This window comes from Eudoraea adriatica DSM 19308 (assembly GCF_000382125.1).
GTDB lineage: Bacteria > Bacteroidota > Bacteroidia > Flavobacteriales > Flavobacteriaceae > Eudoraea > Eudoraea adriatica.
In genome coordinates, this window is the sequence record NZ_KB907546.1 from 659,380 (window position 1) to 684,136 (window position 24,757).

A 24,757-nucleotide genomic window follows, 5' to 3' on the forward strand; every position below is an offset into this window, starting at 1 on the left:
ACCATTTCTGAAACACTATTCGGAAAGGTTTTTAATTTGTATGTAAAAATTCTCATCCACAAGAATTTCTCTTACGCCCTGGGCATTTAGCTTTTGCGTTTGCCATTCCGCCTTCGGAAAGAGCCATTTTTCCTGTTCTTTAACCTTGATTCTGACAGGCATGTCAAAATCCTCAACGATATTGGTGTATCTGTATTTAAGTATATCGTCCTTAAGTCCGAATTCCAGGACCGGAATTTTAGTTGTGCGCAGGTATTGATTAAAAAATGCGGTTAGATCAATATTTGTTTTTTCGCTCAAATAATTTTCGATTTGCTCTGTAGAGACCGTTTGATGGTAAAATTCTTTATTTAAACCTCGTAGAATTTGCCGCCATTTTTCATCGTCTTCCAGTAATTGTCTGAGGGTATGGAGCATATTTGCACCTTTGTAATACATATCCCCGGAGCCTTCGTAATTGACCCCATATACCCCAATAATAGGGCGGTCATTTCGAATCCTGCTGCGTGTTCCAATTACGTAGTCTGCGGAGGCCTGGGTGCCATAGTAGTAATCCAAATAAAGGTTTTCGGAATATGCCGTAAAACTTTCATGAATCCACATATCTGCAATATCTCTGTTTGTAATATTATTTGCAAACCACTCATGTCCCGATTCGTGAATAATAATAAAATCGAATTTTAAACCCCATCCACTTCCGGAAAGGTCATTGCCCAGGTAGCCATTCTGGTATTTATTTCCATAGGTAACTGAACTTTGATGTTCCATACCGAGATAAGGAACTTCTACCAATTTATACCCATCTTTATAGAAAGGGTAGGGGCCAAACCAATGTTCAAAGGCTTCCATCATAAGGCCAGCCTGTTTAAATTGTTTTTCTGCCAAACCAAGGTTATCCCTTAGCACATAGTAATCCATGTGCAACGGTCCGTTTTCTCCCTCATATGTTTCGCCGAAATAGACGTAGTCACCTATGTTTACATTTACACCGTAATTATTAATAGGATTGGCAACAAACCAATGGTAGGTTTTAGAACTTTCATTTTCTACAATTTCTCTTAAACTTCCATTTGAAACATTCATAAGATCTTTTGGCACAGTTACACTAATTGCCATACTGTCTACTTCATCATACATATGATCTTTATTGGGCCACCAGATACTCGCTCCAAGGCCCTGACAGGAAGTAGCAATGAAAGGGTTGCCATTTTGATCTGTACTCCACGTGAACCCGCCATCCCATGGAGGGTTTTTAGCTTCTTTAGGATAGCCGGAATAGGTAACGACTAATTCATTATACGCACCAATTTTTTGTGGCTTCAGAAGAGTTACCCAGTGGGCATTACCTATAGTGTTATAAATAAGATTATTTCCGTCCTGGGTTATTTTTGTTATGGATAATGGGGGTTGAAGGTCTATTTGAATTACCTGATTTTCACTCAAGACCTTATATCGGATGGTATTGCTGCCTGAAATATATTTTTCATTTGGATTAACTTCAATTTCCAGGTGGTAATAATTCAAATCCCACCATGCCCTTTCGGCTGTAATACTTCCCCTGAGGGTATCTTGTGCGCTAAAAAGTGGTGCCTGGCTGTAAACAGGCAATATCAAAAGCAGTAAGATGAAATGGACTAAAAACCTGGTCATTGAAAATAGTTATTATCATTACCCATTATAAATATAGAGTTATACCGCCTGGGTTATTGAATCTGCTTTTTTAGCAATGCTTAAATATAGTTAACTATTTTAATGTAGAATTGTACATTATGGGATTTTGTTATTAAAAGGGATGAACTAATTCGTCAAAGGTCTTTTTCCAGGAGAAAAGAATAATCACTACCCCTGAGTATAGTTAAAAAGTCATTTGTATTTAAGAGTTCAAATACTGCATTTTCCTTGTCAGGAGCATTGCGGTAATACGATTTGCAAATCATATAACCCACAGTATATCCCAGGTCATGCGGCCTGTCGGTTATTGAGCCTCCGTTATATAGCCATTTGGAGTTGTCTTCAGAAAATAGATCGTTTTTAAGGTCCTCCAATATTTTGAGTTCCTTTTCCTGATCACTAAGATATGTAAGATTAGAATTTTTAAGTTCTTCCCCGGAGCACAGTTCCACCAGAAAATCACAAACACCTTCACTAATAACCTGGGCAAGTACGGTTTCCTTATTTTCGGTATCCTGATAATTTTGTTGAAAATGCATTAATTCATGTAAGGTAAGTGCCGGGAGGTCTGAAACCTTCATGATTGCATCTTTTTGCCAATTGGTCAATCCTTCAGTAGGCATTGCTTCGGACCTGCCATACATATCTCCGCCAATGAACAACCCCATTTCAGTGGCAGTCCCCCCGGAATTTAAAATACCCGGAACAATGTATACTTTTGGAAAAACTGCTTTAGGATATATGCTTTTAAAATTGCGCATCCAATCCGTGGTTTTCGATTTTAATGCTTCAAGACTGTCAGGATTAAACTGTTTTTTAAGGTAGTGAAAGTATTCTGGTGAAGCATTGATCATTTGACCATACATTGCATTCAGGTTAATATAGCGTACTACATAAAAATCGCGCAGCTCATTCGGGCCTTTAAAAATAAATTCTTTAAAAATATCTTTGGCATTAGAGGTGTCGTTGGCAGCTCTTTCAAAATAGTCCCAGAATTGGTTCATGGAACCAATTTCCATACTGTAATGTGATACGTTCTGTAGCTCTGAATTTATAGAGTCTAATCTCTTTTGCAGTGCCAGCCAAGATGGTGAATCCGGATAATCTCTCAAACCATGAAGCTTGGAGATAATTTTTGGGTTGGCCATTCCATTATCTATAGCTCTGTGTAATAAGATGGCTACAGAATCTGATTGGCCGGCCTGGGCATATATGGAGGCTGCTTCTACATATAATTCCGAAGAATTCAAATCTCTGTTGGCATTTACCAGGGTATTCGCAAAAGAATTGTATGCGCCGGTACTATCTAATTGCGCATAATTTTCATAGAGACTATTAATGTCAGGCAAATAAAGGCTGTTTATGCCTTTTTTGTCATTTTCTATTCCGGAGTTACAGGAAATCAAAAAAAATGTTAGGAAAAAGACGAAGATAAAGACCTGGGGAGAATTTCTTCTTTTCATGGTATGGTGTTATTCTCTGAAAATTTTATTTGGAAATGTAATGATGCTTTCATGTCCATTTGCGCCAACGGCCGCGATACCAAAAAAGAAATTATCTATAACAATTCCGTCTAATGTGAACGCGTTAATATCGCCAACAAAACGACTGTGGTCCCATGTAGGAGATGTAGTATCGCGCCAGTAAATTTTGTAACCAGCAGCTCCCTCAGATTTACTCCATTTTAATTTAACGGAAGCTTCTACAATACCGCCTATTTGAACTTCTTCAGGTGCTGGTGGCGCAGAGGCTATAGACGCCAAATTTATGGCATTCACCGCTGTAAGTTTTTTTGCATACTCAAAATTAACATGTTCCAATACATCTCCGTATGCTATTCCATTTTCCATTCTGATATCCTGGTGTTGCTGGGTATAATTCTCATGTGCCTCCATTATCCTGATCCCGGCATATCCGGCATCGTTAAATGGTCTGTGATGTCCTCCTCTACCAAAACGATCCAGTCTATAAATTAGTATAGGATTCATTTCGGGCATATAGGTTTTTGTAGTTTTATAAACATATCTGGCCAGCTGCCGTGAAATACCATCTACTTCACCACCATAAAATCTTCTTGCTTTGCGTTGTTGTTCCGTTTCCGTAGGAGGTACAGGTTCAGAAAAAATCCTAAAATCGCGATTGCTTATTACCCCATCTACGCCGCTGATGTTGCCAATCATATCATTGTTCATAATACCCAAAATTTCCCATCCTTTTTGTTTGGCATATGCCGCAAGGCCCTTGCCTCCAAAAAGACCTTGTTCTTCACCTGATAGCCCTACATAAATGATGCTACTTTCAAATTTGTATTTGCTCAGAACCCTGGCGGCTTCTATTGTTCCTGCCATACCACTGGCATTGTCGTTGGCTCCGGGGGAGTCTGACGTAAAGTTGACAGGGTCACTAACCCTGGAATCAATATCCCCACTCATTATGATAAACTTATTGGGGTATTTGGTGCCGCGTTGGATAGCCACAACATTTACAACCCAAACGTCCTTTACAATGCGTTGGTTTTCGCCTTTTTTAACTAAATCTTTTTGGTAAAACACTTCCAGACATTCATTACAGGTGCCAGAGATTTTTTCAAATTCACTTTTTATCCAGCGTCTTGCGGCCCCTATGCCTCTCGTAGTTGAGACTGTATCGCTGAGGGTATGACGTGTTCCAAAGTTTGTCAGGGTGGTAACATCATTTTTTAAGCGTTCAGAAGAAACATTATTAATAATGTCATATAATCGGGAATCGACCTGGGAATAGGATATAGTGGATAATACCATTAAAAGCAATAAGGCAAAATAATTTTTCATGGACAATAAAATTTACAAGGGATTATTTTCAAATTGATTCAGCTAAAATACAACTAGGATCAGGAACTTTTACAAATTTGTTATCTCAATATGCTCAAATCCAGAGTTTATTCATAAATGATATAATTCCAAACTGCCCCGCAACTAATCAAAGAATAGGGATGCGGTTAATAACCAGATTTATGGGGTAATCAATTTATCGGGGATTTATCTTACCAACAAGCCTTGTAATTAACACCTAAAAAGTAAACGAATTATTAAATAAATTTTTCAAGGATCCCTCGTACTCCTGAAACACTTTCAATATAATATTTGGCCTTCGTTTTTTGAATCCCAACTTTAACGGTTACTGCCTCTTCAGGAAGCTCCTGAAACATAAACTCATCGGTCCAGTCATCTCCGATAGCAAATATGAAATCATAATCCTTCTGGGGCAATACTTTCATAGTCGCCCTGCCTTTATTGACATTACTACTTTTAATTTCCATCACCTTATTTCCATTTAGTATGCTAATATCATCATTGCCAATCAGACTGGTAAGTACGGTATTCAATTCTGCAGCTCTGTTGGCTCCAAAGTCGGGATCTGTATTTCTGTAATGCCAGGCCAGAGAATAATTCTTTTCTTCTATAAATGACCCGGGGGTCCTGTCTACAAATGATTCCAATACGGGGTATATTTTTTCCATCCAGTCCTTTTTAACATTTTCCAGCATTCTAAAATCTTCACCTTGTTCTGATATCCATACACCATGTTCTACAATCATATTGTATTTCTTCGGCAAAAACCAGCGGCCAAACGTTTCTTTGTCCCGTCCGCTAATCAAATAAATATCGTTCCCTTCCTTTTCGTTCAATTGGTCCAATAGTTTAAATAGCGATTCATCCGGGCTTGCTTTTTGCGGATCAATTTTAAAGCCTGTTAATGTGCCATCATAATCAATAAAGAACACTCGTTTTTTGGCCTTTTTGTAATTTTTAAGAATTGTAGTCAGGAGGTTTTCGGTCAGGCGTTTAGAAATATTAGTGGTTTCCCGGTTTTTTTGCGCTCTGAGGGAATTCATAAAGTCATTGGCCCATTTCTCAATATTATAGCGTTCAAGACGCCTTTGCAGAATTGTATTTCTTCTTTGCTGTTCTAATTCGGGCATATTTATTGCCTTGTAAAGCGTGTCTGCAATCTGTTCAAAATTATTTGGATTAATAAGTAAAGCTTCGTTCATTTCATTAGCAGAACCGGCCATTTCACTCAAAATAAGAACCCCGCTTTTATCTGTTCTGGTGGCAATGTATTCTTTGGCAACGAGGTTCATTCCATCTCTAATAGGCGTTAACCAGGCAATATCACTGGATGTATATAAATCAATTAAGTTTTCAAACGGCAGGGACCTGTAAAAATACCAGATAGGGGTCCAGCTAACCGTTGCTAATTCTCCATTAATTCGCCCTACAAGTTCGTCAATCTCCCTTTTTAATAGTTGATATTGGGGCACATTAGATCTTGATGGTACTGCCAGTATAATAAGTCGGATCTTTTCTTTGTATTGCGGATATTTATCCAGGAAGTATTTAAATGCATGCAATCTTTTGGCAATACCTTTACTATAATCCAGACGATCAATAGATACTATTAATTTGGCATCCGGACTTGATTTTTTATGGAGATCGAGTCTGCGCTGTAAATCGGACTGTTGCGCTTCACTTTGCTGTTGATGAATTTTAGCAGCCTCGCTAAATTTTTTGTAATCAATGCCCATCGGAAAGGAATCTGCCTTTACTATTCTGTCATCTACATAAATATCATCAAAACTAACTTCGTAACCAAGCAGCCTTCTGACAGAACTTAAAAAATGACGTTCATAATCGTACGTATGAAAACCTATTAAATCCGAACCTAATAATCCTTCCAGAATTTCTTCACGCCAGGGTAAGGTTCTGAAAATTTCATAGGAGGGGAAAGGAATATGCAGAAAGAATCCAATAGTTAAAGCTGGGCGTTTTTCCCTAACCATTTTTGGCACCAGCATTAATTGATAATCATGTATCCAAATCGTATCATTTTCACCTGCCTTTTCAATTATTGCATCGGCAAATTTTTGGTTAACAGCCTTGTAAGTCAACCAGTTATCCAATTCAAATTCCGCATATTCCAAAAAATAGTGAAATAACGGCCAGATTGTTCGATTGCTGAACCCAAAATAATAACCGTTTACCTCGTCTTCATTTAGATTTAATTTGGAGGATCCATGTTTTGCGAGTGCTTTATCTATTTTAGGGGTGAGTTCTTCAGGAATCTCTTCGTCTGTAAGGCCGCTCCAACCAATCCACAGGCTATCGCCACCAGAATGAACCGACTTCATACCGGTGGCAAGACCTCCCACACTTGGTATTGCAGTAATGCTTCCATTGCCAATTTGTAATTGAACAGGCAGTCTATTTGAGATTATGATAGTTTTGCTCATGAATTGGATAAAATTTAGGGGTATTGATTTTTATTTTTCTAAATTTCGGCAAATTGCAGGGCAATAACAATTAAAAAGAAACTTTTAGCGAATAATTCAAATATGGATAATTTAGATTATGGTATTATCGGCAATTGCAGGAGTGCAGCATTAATTTCTAAAACAGGATCCGTGGAGTGGTGCTGTTTGCCCGAATTTGATTCGTCTTCGGTTTTTGCAAAGATACTGGATGAGAAAATTGGGGGTAGTTTTGAAATACAAGTATCTGAAGAGTACAAAATAAGCCAGCAGTATAAAAAAAATACAGCTATCCTGATCACAAAATATTCCGATGGCACCAATGCTTTTGAACTTCATGATTTCATGCCAAGATATTACACGGAAAACGGAAAGTATCACGCACCTCCGGAATTGGCACGCCATATAAGACATATAAAAGGAAAACCAAAATTTAAAGTGCATTATGACCCCAAGCTCGAATATGCCATAGGGGAAACACGTTCCTATGTAAAGAAGAATTTTATTGTTAGCCTTACAGATAATAAAAAATTCGATACGGTCTTTTTATACACTTCTTTCAATAAAAATGCCGTTATGGAAGGAAGGGAAATAGAGGTATTAAAAAACGGGTACTTTTTACTGACATATAATGAGAAGATTTTACAACCAGATTCAAGGAAGATTTATTTGGACCTGGAAAACACTAAAGTCTATTGGTTGAACTGGACTAACAGAACGCCAAAATATAATCAGTATAATAAAGAAATTACCAGAAGTGCCATAACACTCAAACTTCTGAGCTATGATAAATCGGGAGCAATCCTTGCCGCTGCCACTACTTCATTGCCGGAAACTATAGGGGAGGTTAGAAATTGGGATTACCGTTTTTGCTGGATACGGGATGCTTCTATGGTAATTAAAGTTATGGCTCAATTAGGGCATAAAAATGTTGCCAAAAGATACCTTCAGTTTATTATAGATCTTATTCCGGATAAGGACGAGAAGCTACAGATAATGTACGGCATAAATAAGGAAAAAAACCTGACAGAAGAGACCCTGGATCACCTAAGCGGATATAAGGGTTCTAAGCCGGTTCGCATAGGGAATGCTGCTTATGAACAAAAGCAAAATGACATATACGGTATTCTAATGGATGTAATTCACGCCCAGTTGGTAAAATTCAAGACCAATATTGAGAACGGGGAAGAATTATGGGGGATAACCAAAGGTATTGTCTGGATCGTGGCCAGACACTGGAAAGAGGCCGATAAGGGAATTTGGGAATTAAGAACTGAAGAAAGGCATTTCACTTTTTCAAAAGTGCTTTGTTGGGTGGCAATTGACCGGGCTATAAAGGTTGCCAGAATACTTAAAAAAACACGGAAATTAGAAAAATGGGTAGCATTGGAACAGGAAATCAAGCAGGATATCTATTCGAATTCATGGAATAGTAAGGTAAATGCATTTACCCAGTCTTATGGATCGGAACACCTGGATGCCTCAGTCCTATTGATGGAATCTTATGGGTTTATTCACGCCAAAGATCCTAAATTCGTAAGCACGGTATTAGCCATAGAGAAGGAATTGAGCAACGACGGATTGATGTACAGATATAAGAATGAAGACGATTTTGGTTTGCCTTCATCATCATTTACCATTTGTACATTCTGGTTCATTAACAGCCTTTTTAAAATAGGAGAGGAGGAACGCGCACAGAAGCTTTTTGATAAAATATTGGGCTACAGTAACCATCTTGGGCTTTTTAGTGAAGATATTGATTTTAAAACAAAACGATTGCTTGGTAATTTTCCTCAGGCTTACTCACATTTGGCTTTGATAGAATGCGCTATCAATTTTGCCAATAAGGCGGGTGAACAGAAAGTTCTGGAATCCATGGGTTAATATCTAAGTGGTATTTGCTTGGCAGGCTGTTTTACTTCTTCCAATTCATTTAGTAATGATAATCGTTGCTACGGACTTTATTTTTTTTAGTAGATCTGAAAAATGTTCTTCATTGGTAAACGGATTCATGATGGTAGCCCTCAGGTAAATAATTCCTTTAATTTTCGTTTGTACAATGTAAAACGCCCCTTCTTCCAGTAATTTTTGTCGAATTTCTGAATTGATTTTATTCAGGGTTGCCAGGTCGGAGTCTTTTTCAACAAATCTGAAACACAATATATTCGACATTGGTTTTACGGCTAATTCAAAACATGGGTCATTTGCTATGATTTTACCAAACTTTTGACCCTGATCATAAAGGGTTGTAACAAACGCATCAAATACATCTTTGCCATAAATTTTTAGTAAGGTATACCAGTGAAGGCTCATCATGTATTTTGTGCATTCAAAAGTTCGCTTTGCAAGATTATACCAATCTTCTTCTTTTGACTCCTGGAGTAAATAATCTGCTTTTTGCCTGAAAGTATTGTGTGAGTCAATACCATCTTTAAACAATAGCGCAGTTGTAATTGAAGGCATCATCATCATTTTATGTCCGTCAATTACCATGGAATCTGCCTTTTGCATACCTTTTAGTAATGACTTGTATTTTGATGAAAAGATGGCCCCGCCACCGTGCGCAGCGTCAATATGAAACCATATGCCTTTTTTCAGAGCAAAATCACCCATGGTATCCAGATCATCATAAATACCAGTGGCAGTTGAAGGTGCACTGCCTATAAGGGCAATTACTTCAAATCCTTCATTAATAGTTTTGTTATAGCTTTCTTCTAATAGCGCTGTTTTTAATGCAAAATTTTTATCTACAGCTATTTTTACAATTCCTTTTTTTCCAAACCCCATGATTCTTGCAGCTCTGTCTATGCAATAATGTGCTTCTTCCGAGACCATTATCGCCAACTTATTGGAAGTGCCATTTGCCCAAATATCTTTCCGGGCAATTTTCTTGCGTGCGCTAAGAAGAGCAGTAAGATTTGCTAATGTTCCTCCTGAAGTTAAGAATCCATTGGATTTTTTGCTATACCCTATTTCCTTGCATAATTGTTCCACAACAACGCGCTCCATTGCTGTTGGAGCCATTCCCATTTCATAAACGCCCATCCCGTTGTTAAGAATTGCATTCAGCATGCTTGTGAGACCGGTCAGTGGCGCAACCGGACTTATCTGATGGCCCATATAATGGGGGTGATGAAGGTGAATGCTTCTCTTTATGATTTCATTGTTCAGATCGGATGGTTTTCCATGTAAAAGAAAATTGTTCCAGAATTTGTATTCTTCATCAGGTTCTTCCCAATTGATAACTTTTGATGAAGTACTATTAATCGTATTATTCAGATGATCGGCCAGAATATCCACTAATTGATGCCCCTTTTCTCTAAAGTCTTCGGGGGAATACGCGGCTTTTAAAAGTTGTTTCTCCATGCTCTAAAATTAGAAAGTTAGCTTATGCCAAACAAGCTTTACTTTTTTATTTCACTGGCAAGGAAAAAGGACCGCAGATATTCAAACTTGTGTTTGACAAGTATAACAAATCGGTAATGTTTCGCTAAATTTGCAGGATTAAATATAAACTTATAAAATCATGAAATTGAAACATGTTGTAAGTAGTTTTCTGTTAATATTGGCATTATGGTCTTGTAAGGAAAAAGTAATGCCGGAGGAGACAGTTATTGTTGCTGATAAGGAATTTGAATACGTAGTAGATCAATTTGCAGACCTGAGGGTTCTGCGATATCAGGTTCCGGGATTTGAAGAACTCACCTTAAAAGAAAAGAAATTAGTTTATTATTTGACACAAGCCGGTTTGGCGGGAAGAGACATTATATGGGATCAGAATTACCGTCATAATCTGCAAATCAGGGAGGCATTGGAAAATATATATAACTCCTTTTCGGGGGATAAATCTACTTATGACTGGAATGAATTTGAAGTTTATTTAAAACGGGTCTGGTTCTCCAACGGCATTCATCATCATTATTCGAACGATAAGATAAAGCCTGGTTTTTCTAAAGAATATTTAAATTATTTACTAGCTGAAACAAATACGGAATTGAAAGGAGAACCTTTTGAGGTAATTTTCAATGAAATAGATAGCAAAAAAGTAAATAAGAAGAAAGGAGTGGACAATGTGGCCTCCTCAGCAGTTAATTTTTATGCCCGGGATATTACCGATGCCGATGTGGATGCATTTTATAAAACGGCATATAAAGGCCCGGAAGGCCGCCCGATAGAAACTGGTTTGAATTCTACACTGGTAAGGGAGAACGGCAAATTAGTTGAAAAGGTTTGGAAATCCGGGGGTTTATATGGTGCAGCGATAGACGAAATAATTAAATGGCTGGAAAAAGCAAGGACTGTTGCTGAAAATGAAAAACAAGCCAGGACTTTGGAGTTGCTTATTGAATATTACCAAACAGGAAGTCTGGACGTATGGGATTCCTACGCCATAGAATGGGCGACTTCAACGCAAGGTAATATAGACTGGATAAATGGCTTTATAGAAGTGTATAATGATCCGAAGGGTTATAGAGGATCGTATGAGAGCATCATTCAAATAAATGATTTTGATATGTCAAGAAAAATGGCTGTGCTCTCTGAAAATGCGCAATGGTTTGAAGATAGTTCTACCTTAATGGAAGAACATAAAAAGGATAATGTGGTAGGGGTTTCTTATAAGACCGTAAATGTTGCCGGAGAGGCCGGTGATGCTTCCCCAAGCACGCCAATTGGCGTAAACCTCCCTAATAATAATTGGATACGACAGCAGCATGGGAGTAAGTCTGTGTCACTGGGAAATATTGTCGATGCATACAGTAATGCCGGAGGGAGTGGAAGATTGAAAGAATTTGCCAATGATGAAGAGGAGATCAGGCTGGAAGAAAAATACGGCAAGCTGGCTGATAAATTGCATACTGCATTACATGAGGTAATAGGTCATGCTTCTGGACAAATAAATCCTGGAGTAGGACAACCAAAGGAAACCCTGAAAAATTACAGATCAACTATAGAAGAGGGTAGAGCAGACCTGGTAGGACTGTATTTTGCAATGGATCCCAAGCTGGAAGAATTGGGTCTGGTAGAAAATTGGGAAGAAACTGCTAAAGCCTCATATGACGGGTATATAAGAAATGGTCTCATTGTACAATTGATTCGACTGGAATTGGGTGATGATGTGGAAGAAGATCATATGGTAAACAGACAGTGGGTATCGGCCTGGGTATTTGAAAAAGGTAAGCCCGACAATGTTATAGAAAAATTAACCAGGGATGGTAAGACATATTACAATATCAATGATTACGAGGCATTACGTGAATTATTTGGAGAATTATTACGTGAAACGCAAAGGATAAAGTCTGAAGGCGACTTCAAAGCTGCCCAGGAATTGGTAGAAGGTTATGGGGTTAAAGTTGATCAGGCCCTTCACGCTGAGGTGCTGGATAGAAATGCACAATTTGAGTCTGCACCCTATAGTGGCTTTGTAAACCCTGTACTGATCCCAGCTACTAATGATGAAGGTGAAATTATTGAAGTTAATATAGTCCAGCCTGAGAGTTTTGAGGAGCAAATGTTAAACTATTCTGCTACCTATGGTACCCTAAGCACTCAGAATTAAATGTATAAAAATTTATACAGGATCGTTCAATTTAAAAAAACCGCTCAATCGAGCGGTTTTTCTTATCCAAAATAAATTGAATTCAATTAGTCAAAACTATAACTGTTATCTGAAGCAACCTTGTCCGCAATTTGTTCTCTGAGTTCCGCAACATTAGGCTGATTAGTATATTTAGTAAATCGTTTTAATCCCATAAGCATCATGCGTTGCTCATCCCCTTCAGAAAATGAAACTATAGCTTCCTTGCCTTTTTGAATAATAGTATCCACTGCATTGTATAAATAAAGCCTGGACATTGCAATTTGTGTGGATTGATTTTCTTCTCCGAATCTTTTAGCATTCTTCTCCGTTCTGAGAATGGTAGATTCGGCCATGTAAATCTCTATTAATATGTCTGCTGCAGCTAATAATACCTGTTGGTGCTTTTCCAGATCAGTGCCAAATTTCTGTACAGCGCTTCCGGCGACCATCAGAAACACCTTTTTAAGTCGTGCAATTATATCATTTTCTTCAGAAAAGAGTTCGGAATAATCGGGTGTGTCAAAAGACGGTATTCCCATAAGTTCTTCAGCCACCTTTGTTGCGGGTCCCAATAAATCTACATGACCTTTCATCGCTTTTTTTACCAGCATACCAACTGCCAACATCCTGTTTATTTCGTTGGTTCCCTCATAAATACGGGATATACGTGCATCTCTCCACGCCGATTCCATTGGTGTATCTGCGCTAAAGCCCATTCCACCAAAAATCTGGATACCTTCGTCTGTAGTTTGTTGAACATCTTCAGAAACTGCTACCTTGAGTATTGAGCATTCTATAGCATATTCTTCTACACCTTTAAGTTCCGCCTCCTGGTGTGAATTACCCTCAGCGACGCGTATTGCTATCCGATCTTCAATATTCTTGGCCGCCCTGTAACTGGCAGACTCTCCCGCATAAGCATTCGTTGCCATTTGAGCAACCTTTGCTTTAACCGCTCCGAAATTTATAATAGGAGTTTTAAATTGAATCCTTTCATTGGCATACTTAACAGCCTCTCCAAGCACTCTCCTTTGCGCTTCAAGGCATGCTGCAGCTAACTTTATTCTTCCAATATTAAGAGCATTCATTGCAATCTTAAATCCATTTCCTCGTTCCGAAAGCATATTTTCAACAGGTACTTTTGTATTACTAAAAAACACCTGTCGGGTAGAGGAGGAGTGAATTCCTAACTTATTTTCTTCATCCCCCAAAGCTATTCCGTTTGAAGGATCATTTTCAACAATAAAACCTGTAATGTTCTTATCATCTTCAATTCTGGCAAAAACAATGAATAACTTGCAGAAGCCGGCATTGGAAATCCACATTTTTTGCCCACTAATAAGATAATGCTTCCCATCTTTGGACAAAACTGCCTTTGTTTTACCGGAATTTGCATCAGATCCTGCACCCGGCTCAGTAAGACAGTAAGCTCCAAACCATTCACCAGAAGCCAGTTTGGGCACATATTTCTTTTTTTGCGCTTCAGTACCATAAAGGGTTATTGGCATAGTACCTATGCCGGTGTGTGCTCCAAAAGCCGTGCTAAATGAACCAGTAGCCCCGGAAATATAATCACATACGAGCATGGTAGATACGAATCCCATCCCCAAACCTCCATAGGCTTCAGGAACAGCAACACTTAACAGGCCTAATTCACCTGCTTTGCGCATACATTCTTCAGTATAGGCATAATCCTTTTTTTCAAATCTTTCCCAATGCCCCCAAAGCTCACGGTCTACAAATTCCTTGGTGCTCTCGCGCATCATTTTTTGCTCTTCGGTCAGATCTTCCAGCGTAAAAATATCTTCGCAATTTGTTTTTTTTACTAAAAACTGACCGCCACGTAAGATATCCTTGTTCATTGTTTCGGTACTCATTTTATTTTCTTTTTAAGATATTAATTTAAAAACTCAAAGATGCCAGCTGCACCCTGTCCTGTTCCCACACACATGGTTACCATGCCGTATTTTCCTTTCATTTGGCGTTTGCGCATTTCATCAAATAATTGCACAGAAAGTTTAGCTCCGGTACAACCTAAAGGATGACCAAGGGCAATAGCTCCTCCATTAACATTAACAAGATCCTGATTAAGATTTAATTCCCTTATTACCGCCAGGGATTGAGAAGCAAAAGCTTCATTAAGCTCTATCAGTGAAATAGCATCTTGTTTTAAACCGGCTTGCTTTAGTGCCTTGGGAATTGCTTTTACTGGGCCTATTCCCATGATACGCGGTTCTACTCCTGCAGCGGCATAGTTTACCAGACGGGCAATGGGTTCTAATTTTAATTCCTTCACCATTTCTTCACTCATCACCATGACAAAAGCTGCACCATCACTCATTTGAGATGAATTGCCTGCCGTAACACTGCCACCTGCTGCAAAAACAGGTTTTAATTTTGCAAGAACTTCTTTGGAAGTATCTTCCCTGGGGCCTTCATCTTTATTTACGGTATAGGTATTTGTTTCTTTTTTTCCAGCCGCATTAACAAAGGTGTGTTCTACTTCAATAGGCACAATTTGTTCCTGAAACCTATTTTCGTTTTGTGCTTTCAATGCTTTCATATGAGAGTTGTATGCAAAATCATCCTGATCAGCTCTTGAAACCTTAAATTGTTGTGCAACCGCCTCTGCGGTTAACCCCATACCCCAGTAATAGTCTTCATGTCCTTCTTTGGCGATTTCGTAATCGGGAGTTGGTTTGTATCCCCCCATAGGAATATAACTCATGCTCTCCGCTCCTCCCGCTATGATACAATCCGCCATGCCAGATTGAATCTTGGCTGTGGCAATACCGATAGTTTCCAGTCCGGAGGCACAATATCTGTTTACAGTAACACCGGGTACATCGTCTATCTCCAAACCCATCAGGGATATGAGCCGGGCCATATTCAGCCCTTGTTCTGCTTCGGGCATGGCATTGCCCACAATGACATCATCAATTCTTTTTTTGTCCAGTTGCGGCAACTCATTCATCATATAAGAGATGGTCTCTGCCGCCAATTCATCAGGCCTTTTAAACCGAAATAACCCTCTTGGAGCTTTGCCAACTGCTGTTCTATAAGCCTTAACTATATATGCTGTTTTCATTTTTTTTAATTTCTAAGTGGTTTACCTGTTTTTAACATGTGCTGAATTCGTTCCAGAGTTTTTCTCTCTGTGCAAAGCGATAAAAAAGCCTCCCGTTCCAGATCCAATAAGTATTGTTCAGTTACAAGACTTGCTTCAGATAAATCTCCCCCTGCCATTACATATGCAAGTTTATCCGCAATTTTTTTATCATGTTCACTTATATAATGGCCGGCTTCCATAGAATCTGTACCTACAAGGAACATACCCAGGGCCTGTTTCCCCAAAACCTTTACATCATTTCTTTTGACAGGTTGGGTATATCCTGCTTCGGCTAAAAGTTTTGCGTGTGATTTGGCTGTTGCTATCTGACGGTCTTTGTTTACAACAATAATGTCTTTTCCTTTTTGAAGAATTCCCAGATCATATGCTTCATATGCCGAAGTAGAAACTTTGGCCATTCCGATTGTCAGGAAATATTCCTGCAGCACATTTAATTCTACATCATTCTTTCTGAAAGTGTCAGATGCCCTTAAGGCCATTTCCTTAGAACCGCCACCACCCGGGATGACCCCAACACCAAATTCAACCAATCCGATATACGTTTCTGCAGCGGCAACAACTTTGTCGGCATGAAGCGATAATTCGCATCCTCCCCCAAGGCACATGCCATGAGGCGCAGAGACCGTAGGGATGGAAGAATAACGCATGCGCATCATGGTATCCTGAAAGTATTTGATGGCCATGTTCAATTCATCGTACTCCTGTTCCACCGCCATCATGAAAATCATTCCTATATTGGCTCCAACTGAAAAATTAGCCGCCTGATTACCTATGACCAGCCCTTGAAAATCCTTCTCGGCGAGGTCTACTGCTTTATTTAAACCCGCTAAAACGTCCCCGCCAATTGTATTCATTTTAGATTGGAATTCTACATTTAGTATTCCATCTCCAAGATCTTCAATTACTACCCCACTATTTTTAAAAACTTCGTTAGACTTTCGTATGTTATCTAAAATGATGAAGGCATCCTGGCCGGGCACCTTAACCATGGTCTTCTGTGGAATATCGTAAAAACAGGTAGCCCCATCCTTAACAGTATAGAATGAAGACGATCCCGAGTCCTTAAGCTCCTTAACCCAGGCTGCAGGATTAAGGCCCTCATCTTCCATGATTTTCAGGCCTTTTTCAAAACCAATGGCATCCCATATTTGAAATGGACCATGTTCCCAACCGAACCCGGCTTTCATGGCGTCATCAATTTTATATAATTCATCTGTAATCTCCGGGATGCGGTGCGAAACGTATGCAAAAAGAGCTGCAAAGCTTTTACGGTAAAATATACCTGCTTTGTCCTTGCCATCAACCAGTACTTTAAAGCGATCAATTACTTTATCTATGGGCTTGGTATTTTCCAGGGTGGCAAAATTCGCTCTCTTTTTTGCCCTGTAATCCATCGTATCCAGATCCAGGCTAAGAATTTCACTTTTCCCGTCACTGGCCTTTACTTTTTTATAGAAGCCCTGCCCTGTTTTACTTCCGAGCCATTTGTTTTCGGACATGGTTTGGATAAATTCCGGCAATTTAAATAATTCATGTTGTTCATCATCCCTGCAATTTTCATAGATTCCGTTTGCCACATGTACCAGGGTGTCCAGTCCTACCACATCTACGGTTCTGAATGTTGCAGATTTTGGTCTGCCAATTACAGGCCCTGTTAGTTTATCTACCTCTTCCACAGTTAGTCCCAGGTCCTTAACCATGTGAAACAAGCTTTGAATACTAAAAATCCCAATTCTATTTCCTATGAATGCAGGGGTATCCTTTGCCACTACCGATGTTTTACCAAGAAATTTTTCACCATAGTTATTTAAAAAATCCAGCACGGATTGTTTCGTTTTTGGCCCGGGAATAATTTCAAAAAGTTTAAGATAGCGCGCAGGGTTAAAGAAATGCGTGCCGCAGAAATGTTCCTGAAAATCATCACTTCTCCCTTCACTCATAAATTTAATGGGAATACCGGAGGTATTGGAAGTTATTAGTGTTCCCGGACTTCGATGTTTTTCGAGCTTTTCAAAAACGTTTTTCTTTATGTCAAGACGCTCTACAACAACCTCAATAATCCAATCAACCTGCCCTACTTTTGCTATATCATCTTCAAGATTTCCCGTAGTAATTCTGCTCGCGAATTTTGAATGATAAATAGGTGATGGTTTTGATTTTAAAGCTATTCCCAAAGAATCATTGACAATTCTATTTCTTACAGCCTTGTCCTTAAGTGTGAGCCCTTTTGATTTTTCTTTTTCATTTAGTTCCCCCGGTACAATATCCAGTAACAGGACTTCAACTCCAATATTTGCAAAGTGACAGGCAATTCCGCTACCCATTATACCGGAACCTATAACAGCTACTTTTTTAATATGCTTATTCATTGATGATGATTATTTAATTTTGTTTTCCTACCATATATTTTTTTCTCAGAAATAAGGACGTTTATGGTTTCCATAACCTTAAAAAAGTTGCCCAGTTCCTCCTCGCTCACATTTTGCCGTACTACTTCATTAAACCGTAATACAACGTCTTTCGAATCTTTACGTTTTTCAAGGCCAAAAGGGGTAAGATATATTAGCACACCGCGTCCATCATCCGGGTTGGGTTTTCTTGTAATTAGCCCCTTTTCTTCCATACTTTTTAGTATTCGTGAAAGGCTGGTGGCCTCCATCCCCATTTTAGGGCCAAGGGAAGTGGATGGCGTCCCGGTTTTAGGATCTATGCTAAGCAGCGTAAAACCAACGGCCATAGTGGTGCCAAAATTTTTGGCTTCCTCATTATACATTTTAGCAACGGATTGCCAGGTTGCACGTAAGGCATAATCTATGGTTATCTCCTTCATAAGATCTTTAATTGTTCTTCAAAGATATAAAAATTTATTATGCATGCATAATAAATTTTTAAGATTAACCTGACGTTTTATATAATGTAATTAAAGTGAAATCAGTAGTTTTTATTTCTGCAAGGAGAGCATCTGCTATTAGTGACCGTATATTTGATTGTAGAGGTCCATATACTTTTCTTTAATAATCTTCCTGCGAAGTTTCATAGTAGGAGTGAGGTGTCCTTCGTCTACACTCCAAACATTTGGAGTGAGCCTGAATTGCTTTATTTTTTCCCATTTGGCAAATTTCTCATTGGCGTGATCAACTTCTTCCTGAAATCTGGCCAGAATTTTTGGATTAGCAACGATTTCTGCATGGGATTCAAGTTGAATATTATGTCTTAGACCCCATTCCTTCAAAAATTCAAAATTAGGTTGAATAAGTGCCGCAGGCATTTTTTCGCCTTCTCCTATAACCATTATTTGTTCGATAAATCTGGATTGTTTAAATCTGTTTTCCAATACCTGAGGTGCTACATATTTCCCACCTGAGGTTTTGAACATTTCTTTCTTGCGATCTGTAATCCTGAGGAAACCATCCGCATCTAATTCGCCAATGTCACCGGTGTGAAAAAAGCCATCCTTTAATACTTCAGCACTTTTCTCAGTATCTCGGTAATAGCCCATCATTACCTGTGGCCCTTTTATGCAAATCTCGCCATCTGCCTCAATTTTAACTTCAGTTCTTCCTATTGGTTTGCCTACGGTACCTATCTTAAAACCATTATTCCGCATATCATTTACGGAGACAACAGGAGAAGTTTCGGTGAGTCCATAACCTTCCATGAGTCCCATTTCGGCTGCATTGAAGATCCTTGCCAATCTGGGCTGCAAAGCTGCACTTCCTGATGCAATGAGGTCAAGATTCCCTCCAAGACCAGCTTTCCATTTACTAAAAATTAATTTGCGGGCCAGTTTGAGTTGTTGCTCATACCACCATCCGTTTTGGCCATAGGGTTCATATCTGAGCCCAACGTTTACTGCCCAAAAAAACAAGAACTTTTTAATCCCTTTTAAGTCTGCACCTTTTGCAATTATTTTATCATAGACCTTTTCTATAAGTCTGGGAACAGCAGTCATCACATGAGGTTCAACCTCTTTTAAGTTATCACTAATTGTTTCCAAAGATTCAGCAAAATAGATAGAAACGCCCCTGTACTGATAGAGATACATAAGCATTCGTTCATAAATGTGACAAACCGGCAGGAAACTAAGTGCTTTTACCGCCCCATCGGCAATGGGCAATCTGTATGAACTTTCCAAAGCATTGCTAACAATGTTGTCATGAGACAACATAACTCCTTTTGGCCTTCCTGTTGTGCCGGAGGTATAAATAAGGGTGGCCAGGTCTCCGGGTTTTACAGAATCTTTTAGCTTTTCAACGTCACTCTGGTTAGACTTGTCTTTGCCGAGCTCTAATATTTCTCTCCAGTTCCTGCAGTCTTCTATTTCATCAAAGGAATATATTTCCTTCAATGACGGAACTCTGGTTTTTACTGACTTAACTTTTTCATAAACTTCCCTGCAAGAAACAAAGCAATAAACACATTCAGAATGGTTGAGTACATAGGCGTAATCCTCTTCTGAAATTGTTGGATAAATAGGTACATTCTGAGCTCCCAACTGTAAAACACCAATATCCATTATATTCCACTCAGTCCGGTTGGTCATGGAAATCAGAGCAATCTTATCATTGGCTTTTACACCTAACCGCAATAGCGCTCTGCTCACAGTATTTGCCTTGTCAACATAATCTTGAGTAGATGTCGCAACCCACTTTCCATCGTATTTGGTATTAAGGGATTTGTCGAGGTTAAATTTTTCTAATTGATAATATGGAAAATCAAAAAGGCGGGTTATGTTTTGCATACTAAGTTTCTGAATCGTAATTGCAAAATAAGAAAAGGTAGCGGTATTATAAAGGAGTATTGCTAAAAAAAGACCTTATTATTTTATAATCTGACAATAAAAAGTATTCCTAAAGGTAAGATTCTAATTTAGTGAAAATGAAGTTTCATGCCCTCATGCGATGCAATGAAGCCTAGTTTTTCATAAAATTTCAATGCCGATTTTCTTTTTTTGTCGGTTGTAAGTTGCACTACATGCGCTCCTTTTTTCTTAGCGCGGTCTATGGCCCATTGAAAAAGCTGCTGTCCAATGCCTTTGTTCCTGTAATTTTCATGAACCCTTACCGCTTCTATCTGTGCCCTGATACCACCCCGGTAGGTTAGATATTGTATAAAACTTAGCTGTAAAGTACCTATTACAACATCAGATTTGTTAACCATTACCACCAATTCCTGGTTATGGTCGGAATTAATCTTATCAAATGCATTTAAATACTCCCCCGGTAAAGGTGTGCTGAAGTTTTCCCTTAACCTGCCTAATTCGTCATTAGCTAAGAGTTCTACGATTGCTGATAAGTCACTATGTTCTGCCTTTCGGATAATCAAGATACTTCGTTCTGTTTATCTATCCATTTTCTGGCATTTGTAAAAGCTTCCAGCCACGGTGATATTTCGTCTTTTCTGTCCTTCGGGTAATAGGCCCAGTTCCATGGAAAGATGGAACGCTCAATGTGTGGCATAGTCACTAAATGCCTTCCTGTTTTGTCACATATCATTGCAGTATTAAAATCACTTCCATTAGGGTTTGAAGGATAGTCAGCATAACCATATTTAGCCACAATATTGTATTTTTTTTCATCCAATGGAAGACTGAACTTCCCTTCACCATGGGATATCCATACACCCAGCGTAGTTCCTGAAAGTGAAGAAAGCATGACAGAATTGTTAGATTCAATTTTAACCGAAGTGAAGCTGCTTTCGTGCTTGTGTGAATTATTAAAGGCCATTTTACCATGAACATCATGCTCCGGATTTACTAATTCTAATTCCATAAAGAGCTGACACCCGTTGCATATGCCAACTGACAATGTATCTTTCCTCTCAAAAAAGTTTAGGAGTGATTGCCTTGCCTTTTCATTATATTTAAAAGCGCCTGCCCAGCCCTTGGCACTGCCCAGAACATCGGAATTTGAGAAGCCGCCTACGGCCCCTATGAACTGTATGTCTTCCAGAGTCTCCCTTCCCGCGATAAGGTCGGTCATGTGTACGTCCTTGACATCAAATCCTGCAAGGTACATAGCATTGGCCATTTCACGTTCAGAATTGCTTCCTTTTTCTCTTAAAATTGCTGCCTTCGGACGTCGCGCGTTTTCTTTACTCCTTTGGGGATGTTGATTTTGAAAAGTTTGAGGGAAGTTAAAATTCAGAGGTTGTTTCTTATAATTTTCATATCTGGATTTGGCAAGATCTTCCGAGGTTTGCCTGCTGTCTAAGAGATAAGAGGTCTTATACCAGTCATCGCGTAAACTGCCAATATTCAAACTTAGTTCTACTTCTTGATTTTTTAATTTTAAATCCGCTTGTGCGATAACTTCCCCTATTTTCCTGAAATCTACTCCGGCCTGCTTCAATTTTACTTCTATTGAATCATCTTTGGATTGAAAGACAAGCCCTGAATTTTCGGCAAATAACAATTTAACCGTGTCTTTTTCCCCCAGTTCACTCAGATTTAAGGTTGCCCCCAGGTTTACATCTGCAAAACACATTTCTAAGAGCGTGGTAATCAATCCACCTGAGGATACATCATGGCCGGCTATAATTTGACCGGATTTTATCAAATCCTGGAGGGTGTTAAATACTTTAATGACATAAGACGAATCCTTTATTGTAGGGGCTTTGTCACCAATTCTATTGAGGATTTGGGCAAATGAAGATCCGCCCAGTTCATATGTATCCCGAGAGATGTTAATATAATATATACTGCCAGCACCAGTTTGAAATACAGGCTCCACTACTTTAGTGATATCCGAGCAATTTGCTGCTGCTGAAATAATTACGGTTCCCGGAGCAATAACCTCTTCATCCCCGTATTTTTGTTTCATAGATAATGAATCCTTGCCCGTGGGAACATTGATCCCCAGTTCAATGGCGAAGTCCGATATAGCTTTTACTGCTTCATACAGCCTGGCATCTTCTCCTTGGTTTCTGCAGGGCCACATCCAGTTAGCTGAGAGAGCAACCGATTTTAAGCCATCTTTTAAAGGTGCCCAGACAATATTTGACAGGGCTTCGGCAATACTGTTCCTGCTTCCGGCAACCGGATCAATTAAACCACTTATAGGAGAATGACCAATAGAAGTTGCAATTCCTTCCCTTCCCTTAAAATCCAATGCCATTACACCACAATTGTTCAGTGGCAATTGCAGAGGTCCGGCACACTGTTGTTTGGCTACCCTGCCGCCAACACATCGGTCTACCTTATTTGTCAACCAGTCCTTGCAGCCAACTGCTTCGAGCTGAAGTACTTGTTCCAGATACTTGTGAAAAAATTCTATTTTATAAGTAGTTTCCTGATATTTCCTGTCAACCGTAATATCGTCCATGATGGTTTTTGGTGAGCTACCGAACATATCTGAAAGTTCAAGGTCCATTGGCTTAATGCCTTTAGTTTCAGATTCAAAGGTAAATCTATGATCACCGGTGACATCTCCAACATCATAAATGGGGGAACGTTCCCTGTCTGCAATTCTATGTAACAAGGCCATATTTTCAGTGCCCATTACCAGGCCCATGCGTTCCTGAGATTCATTACCTATAATTTCCTTGGCAGAAAGTGTAGGGTCACCAATGGGGAGCTTGTCCAGATCTATTTTTCCTCCTGTCTCTTCCACCAATTCGGATAAACAGTTTAAATGGCCACCGGCACCATGGTCATGAATAGAAACTATGGGATTCTCTTTACTTTCTACAAGACCGCGTATTGCATTGGCTGCGCGCTTTTGCATTTCCGGGTTAGACCGTTGCACGGCATTTAATTCTATAGCAGAACTAAATTCTCCTGTATCGGCACTAGATACGGCTGCGCCGCCCATACCTATCCGGTAATTGTCACCCCCAAGTATCACTATTTTATCTCCTTTTTTCGGAGTTCCTTTCAGGGCTTGGTCTGCTTTGCCATAGCCTATGCCCCCGGCAAGCATAATAACCTTATCATATCCCAACTTTCTGGAATGCTCTTCATGTTCAAAGGTCAATAAGGATCCTGATATTAAAGGTTGGCCAAATTTGTTGCCAAAATCAGAAGCTCCGTTGGATGCTTTTATAAGGATATCCATTGGAGTTTGGTATAACCAGGGTCTTTCCTGCATTCCATTTTCCCAGGGCCTGTTTTTTTCAAGGCGTGAATAAGAAGTCATGTATACGGCAGTTCCAGCGACGGGCAATGAGCCCTTACCTCCTGCCAACCGATCCCTGATCTCACCTCCGGAACCTGTAGCTGCTCCGTTAAAAGGCTCTACCGTAGTGGGGAAGTTATGGGTCTCGGCTTTCAGGGAAATAACAGATTCAAACTCACTTTCCTCGTAGAAGTCCGGCTTATCGGAGGATACCGGAGCGAATTGAATTATTTTAGGTCCCTTTACAAAAGCTACATTGTCTTTATATGCCGATACAATTTCATTGGGATTTTCCTTAGCTGTTTTTTTTATTAATTTGAAAAGTGAGGAAGGCATTTCTTTTCCATCAATGACAAACGTACCGTTAAAAATCTTGTGCCTGCAATGTTCAGAATTTACCTGACTGAATCCAAAAACCTCAGAATCTGTAAGATGCCGGCCTATTTTTTTTGATAAGCCTTCGAGATATTCTACTTCATCCTGGCTCAGCGCCAGCCCTTCTTCTTTATTGTATTTGGAAATATCAGCAATTTCCAGGATTGGATGTGGCTCCACCTCAATAGTATAAATCTCCTGATCTAATGCCTTATATTTTTGTGAGAGCATCGGATCGTAATCTGCATTGTCTTCATCCACTGCATTAAATTCTTCAATCCTGATAATTCCCGCAATACCCATATTTTGAGTAATCTCGGTTGCATTTGTACTCCAGGGAGTTATCATAGCTGCCCGGGGTCCAACAAAAAAGGCGTCTATAGACGCCACTTTTAAACAGGGTTGATTTCCAAATAACCAACCAAGTTTCTCAATGTCTTTTTTGGAAAGGGATTGGTTAGTTTGTACTGCAAATACTTTTGTGCTGAGGTCTCCAAAGAAATGAATCATGGAACGTTTTACATATTAGGTTTACCAAAGCACAAATTTACATTATAAAAACCGGTTTTTTTAAGAGAATAGTTAACAGTTTTCAAACG

14 protein-coding genes are annotated in these 24,757 nt (G+C 39.2%); 2 read left to right on the forward strand and 12 right to left on the reverse strand.

Features of this window, described 5'->3' with window-relative positions:
• Positions 1-15: 15 nt before the first annotated feature.
• The 4 genes from G504_RS0103195 to G504_RS0103210 all read right to left on the reverse strand — a co-directional run bounded on the left by G504_RS0103195 (position 16) and on the right by G504_RS0103210 (position 6,943).
• Positions 16-1,650, reverse strand: a complete 1,635-nt coding sequence (locus G504_RS0103195; protein ID WP_019668694.1) for a M1 family metallopeptidase — start codon at positions 1,648-1,650, stop codon at positions 16-18.
• A gap of 155 nt (positions 1,651-1,805) precedes the next feature.
• Positions 1,806-3,134, reverse strand: coding sequence for a gliding motility protein GldB-related protein (locus G504_RS0103200; protein WP_019668695.1), 1,329 nt, complete (start codon positions 3,132-3,134; stop codon positions 1,806-1,808).
• A gap of 9 nt (positions 3,135-3,143) precedes the next feature.
• On the reverse strand, positions 3,144-4,481 hold the full coding sequence (locus G504_RS0103205; RefSeq protein ID WP_019668696.1) for a M28 family peptidase: 1,338 nt from the start codon (positions 4,479-4,481) through the stop codon (positions 3,144-3,146).
• A gap of 257 nt (positions 4,482-4,738) precedes the next feature.
• A complete protein-coding gene (locus G504_RS0103210) occupies positions 4,739-6,943 on the reverse strand; it encodes a bifunctional alpha,alpha-trehalose-phosphate synthase (UDP-forming)/trehalose-phosphatase (protein ID WP_019668697.1) in 2,205 nt (734 codons plus the stop codon).
• A 102-nt stretch (positions 6,944-7,045) separates the two neighbouring features.
• Between G504_RS0103210 and G504_RS0103215 the strand changes: the two genes are divergently transcribed.
• Positions 7,046-8,845, forward strand: a complete 1,800-nt coding sequence (locus G504_RS0103215) for a glycoside hydrolase family 15 protein (protein WP_019668698.1) — start codon at positions 7,046-7,048, stop codon at positions 8,843-8,845.
• Positions 8,846-8,890: 45 nt separating this feature from the next.
• On the opposite strand, the gene G504_RS0103220 is transcribed toward G504_RS0103215, so the two are convergent.
• Positions 8,891-10,327, reverse strand: coding sequence for a pyridoxal phosphate-dependent decarboxylase family protein (locus G504_RS0103220; RefSeq protein ID WP_019668699.1), 1,437 nt, complete (start codon positions 10,325-10,327; stop codon positions 8,891-8,893).
• A 160-nt stretch (positions 10,328-10,487) separates the two neighbouring features.
• Here G504_RS0103220 and G504_RS0103225 point away from each other — a divergent pair, with 160 nt between their 5' ends.
• A complete protein-coding gene (locus tag G504_RS0103225) occupies positions 10,488-12,518 on the forward strand; it encodes a dipeptidyl-peptidase 3 family protein (protein WP_019668700.1) in 2,031 nt (676 codons plus the stop codon).
• 86 nt (positions 12,519-12,604) lie between these two features.
• Here G504_RS0103225 and G504_RS0103230 read toward each other — a convergent pair whose 3' ends face one another.
• The 7 genes from G504_RS0103230 to purL form a co-directional block, all read right to left on the reverse strand.
• On the reverse strand, positions 12,605-14,416 hold the full coding sequence (locus G504_RS0103230) for an acyl-CoA dehydrogenase family protein (RefSeq protein ID WP_019668701.1): 1,812 nt from the start codon (positions 14,414-14,416) through the stop codon (positions 12,605-12,607).
• Positions 14,417-14,436: 20 nt separating this feature from the next.
• Positions 14,437-15,627: an acetyl-CoA C-acyltransferase gene (locus G504_RS0103235; protein ID WP_019668702.1), complete on the reverse strand. Its 1,191-nt coding sequence runs from the start codon at positions 15,625-15,627 to the stop codon at positions 14,437-14,439.
• A gap of 5 nt (positions 15,628-15,632) precedes the next feature.
• Complete coding sequence (locus G504_RS0103240) at positions 15,633-18,038, reverse strand: 3-hydroxyacyl-CoA dehydrogenase/enoyl-CoA hydratase family protein (RefSeq protein ID WP_019668703.1); 2,406 nt, start codon at positions 18,036-18,038, stop codon at positions 15,633-15,635.
• Positions 18,035-18,499 carry a MarR family winged helix-turn-helix transcriptional regulator gene (locus tag G504_RS0103245; protein ID WP_019668704.1) on the reverse strand — a complete coding sequence of 155 codons (465 nt, stop codon included), beginning with the start codon at positions 18,497-18,499 and terminating at the stop codon, positions 18,035-18,037. The genes G504_RS0103240 and G504_RS0103245 overlap by 4 nt, the downstream gene beginning before the upstream one ends.
• Positions 18,500-18,637: 138 nt before the next feature.
• The gene (locus G504_RS0103250) at positions 18,638-20,410 is read right to left on the reverse strand and encodes an AMP-dependent synthetase/ligase (RefSeq protein ID WP_019668705.1); all 1,773 of its coding nucleotides are present in this window, start codon (positions 20,408-20,410) and stop codon (positions 18,638-18,640) included.
• Positions 20,411-20,538: 128 nt separating this feature from the next.
• Complete coding sequence (locus G504_RS0103255; protein WP_019668706.1) at positions 20,539-20,994, reverse strand: GNAT family N-acetyltransferase; 456 nt, start codon at positions 20,992-20,994, stop codon at positions 20,539-20,541.
• Positions 20,991-24,668: a phosphoribosylformylglycinamidine synthase gene (purL, locus tag G504_RS0103260; RefSeq protein ID WP_019668707.1), complete on the reverse strand. Its 3,678-nt coding sequence runs from the start codon at positions 24,666-24,668 to the stop codon at positions 20,991-20,993. The genes G504_RS0103255 and purL overlap by 4 nt, the downstream gene beginning before the upstream one ends.
• Between the last annotated feature and the right edge of the window lie 89 nt (positions 24,669-24,757).

Excerpts from the sequence above, each read along its gene's own strand:
- G504_RS0103240 (WP_019668703.1), bottom strand. The coding sequence starts at position 18,038 with ATGAATAAGCATATTAAAAAAGTAGCTGTTATAGGTTCCGGTATAATG.
- G504_RS0103210 (WP_019668697.1), bottom strand. The coding sequence starts at position 6,943 with ATGAGCAAAACTATCATAATCTCAAATAGACTGCCTGTTCAATTACAA.
- G504_RS0103205 (WP_019668696.1), bottom strand. The coding sequence starts at position 4,481 with ATGAAAAATTATTTTGCCTTATTGCTTTTAATGGTATTATCCACTATA.
- G504_RS0103235 (WP_019668702.1), bottom strand. The coding sequence starts at position 15,627 with ATGAAAACAGCATATATAGTTAAGGCTTATAGAACAGCAGTTGGCAAA.
- G504_RS0103225 (WP_019668700.1), top strand. The coding sequence starts at position 10,488 with ATGAAATTGAAACATGTTGTAAGTAGTTTTCTGTTAATATTGGCATTA.
- G504_RS0103245 (WP_019668704.1), bottom strand. The coding sequence starts at position 18,499 with ATGAAGGAGATAACCATAGATTATGCCTTACGTGCAACCTGGCAATCC.
- purL (WP_019668707.1), bottom strand. The coding sequence starts at position 24,668 with ATGATTCATTTCTTTGGAGACCTCAGCACAAAAGTATTTGCAGTACAA.
- G504_RS0103200 (WP_019668695.1), bottom strand. The coding sequence starts at position 3,134 with ATGAAAAGAAGAAATTCTCCCCAGGTCTTTATCTTCGTCTTTTTCCTA.
- G504_RS0103230 (WP_019668701.1), bottom strand. The coding sequence starts at position 14,416 with ATGAGTACCGAAACAATGAACAAGGATATCTTACGTGGCGGTCAGTTT.
- G504_RS0103250 (WP_019668705.1), bottom strand. The coding sequence starts at position 20,410 with ATGCAAAACATAACCCGCCTTTTTGATTTTCCATATTATCAATTAGAA.
- G504_RS0103220 (WP_019668699.1), bottom strand. The coding sequence starts at position 10,327 with ATGGAGAAACAACTTTTAAAAGCCGCGTATTCCCCCGAAGACTTTAGA.
- G504_RS0103215 (WP_019668698.1), top strand. The coding sequence starts at position 7,046 with ATGGATAATTTAGATTATGGTATTATCGGCAATTGCAGGAGTGCAGCA.
- G504_RS0103195 (WP_019668694.1), bottom strand. The coding sequence starts at position 1,650 with ATGACCAGGTTTTTAGTCCATTTCATCTTACTGCTTTTGATATTGCCT.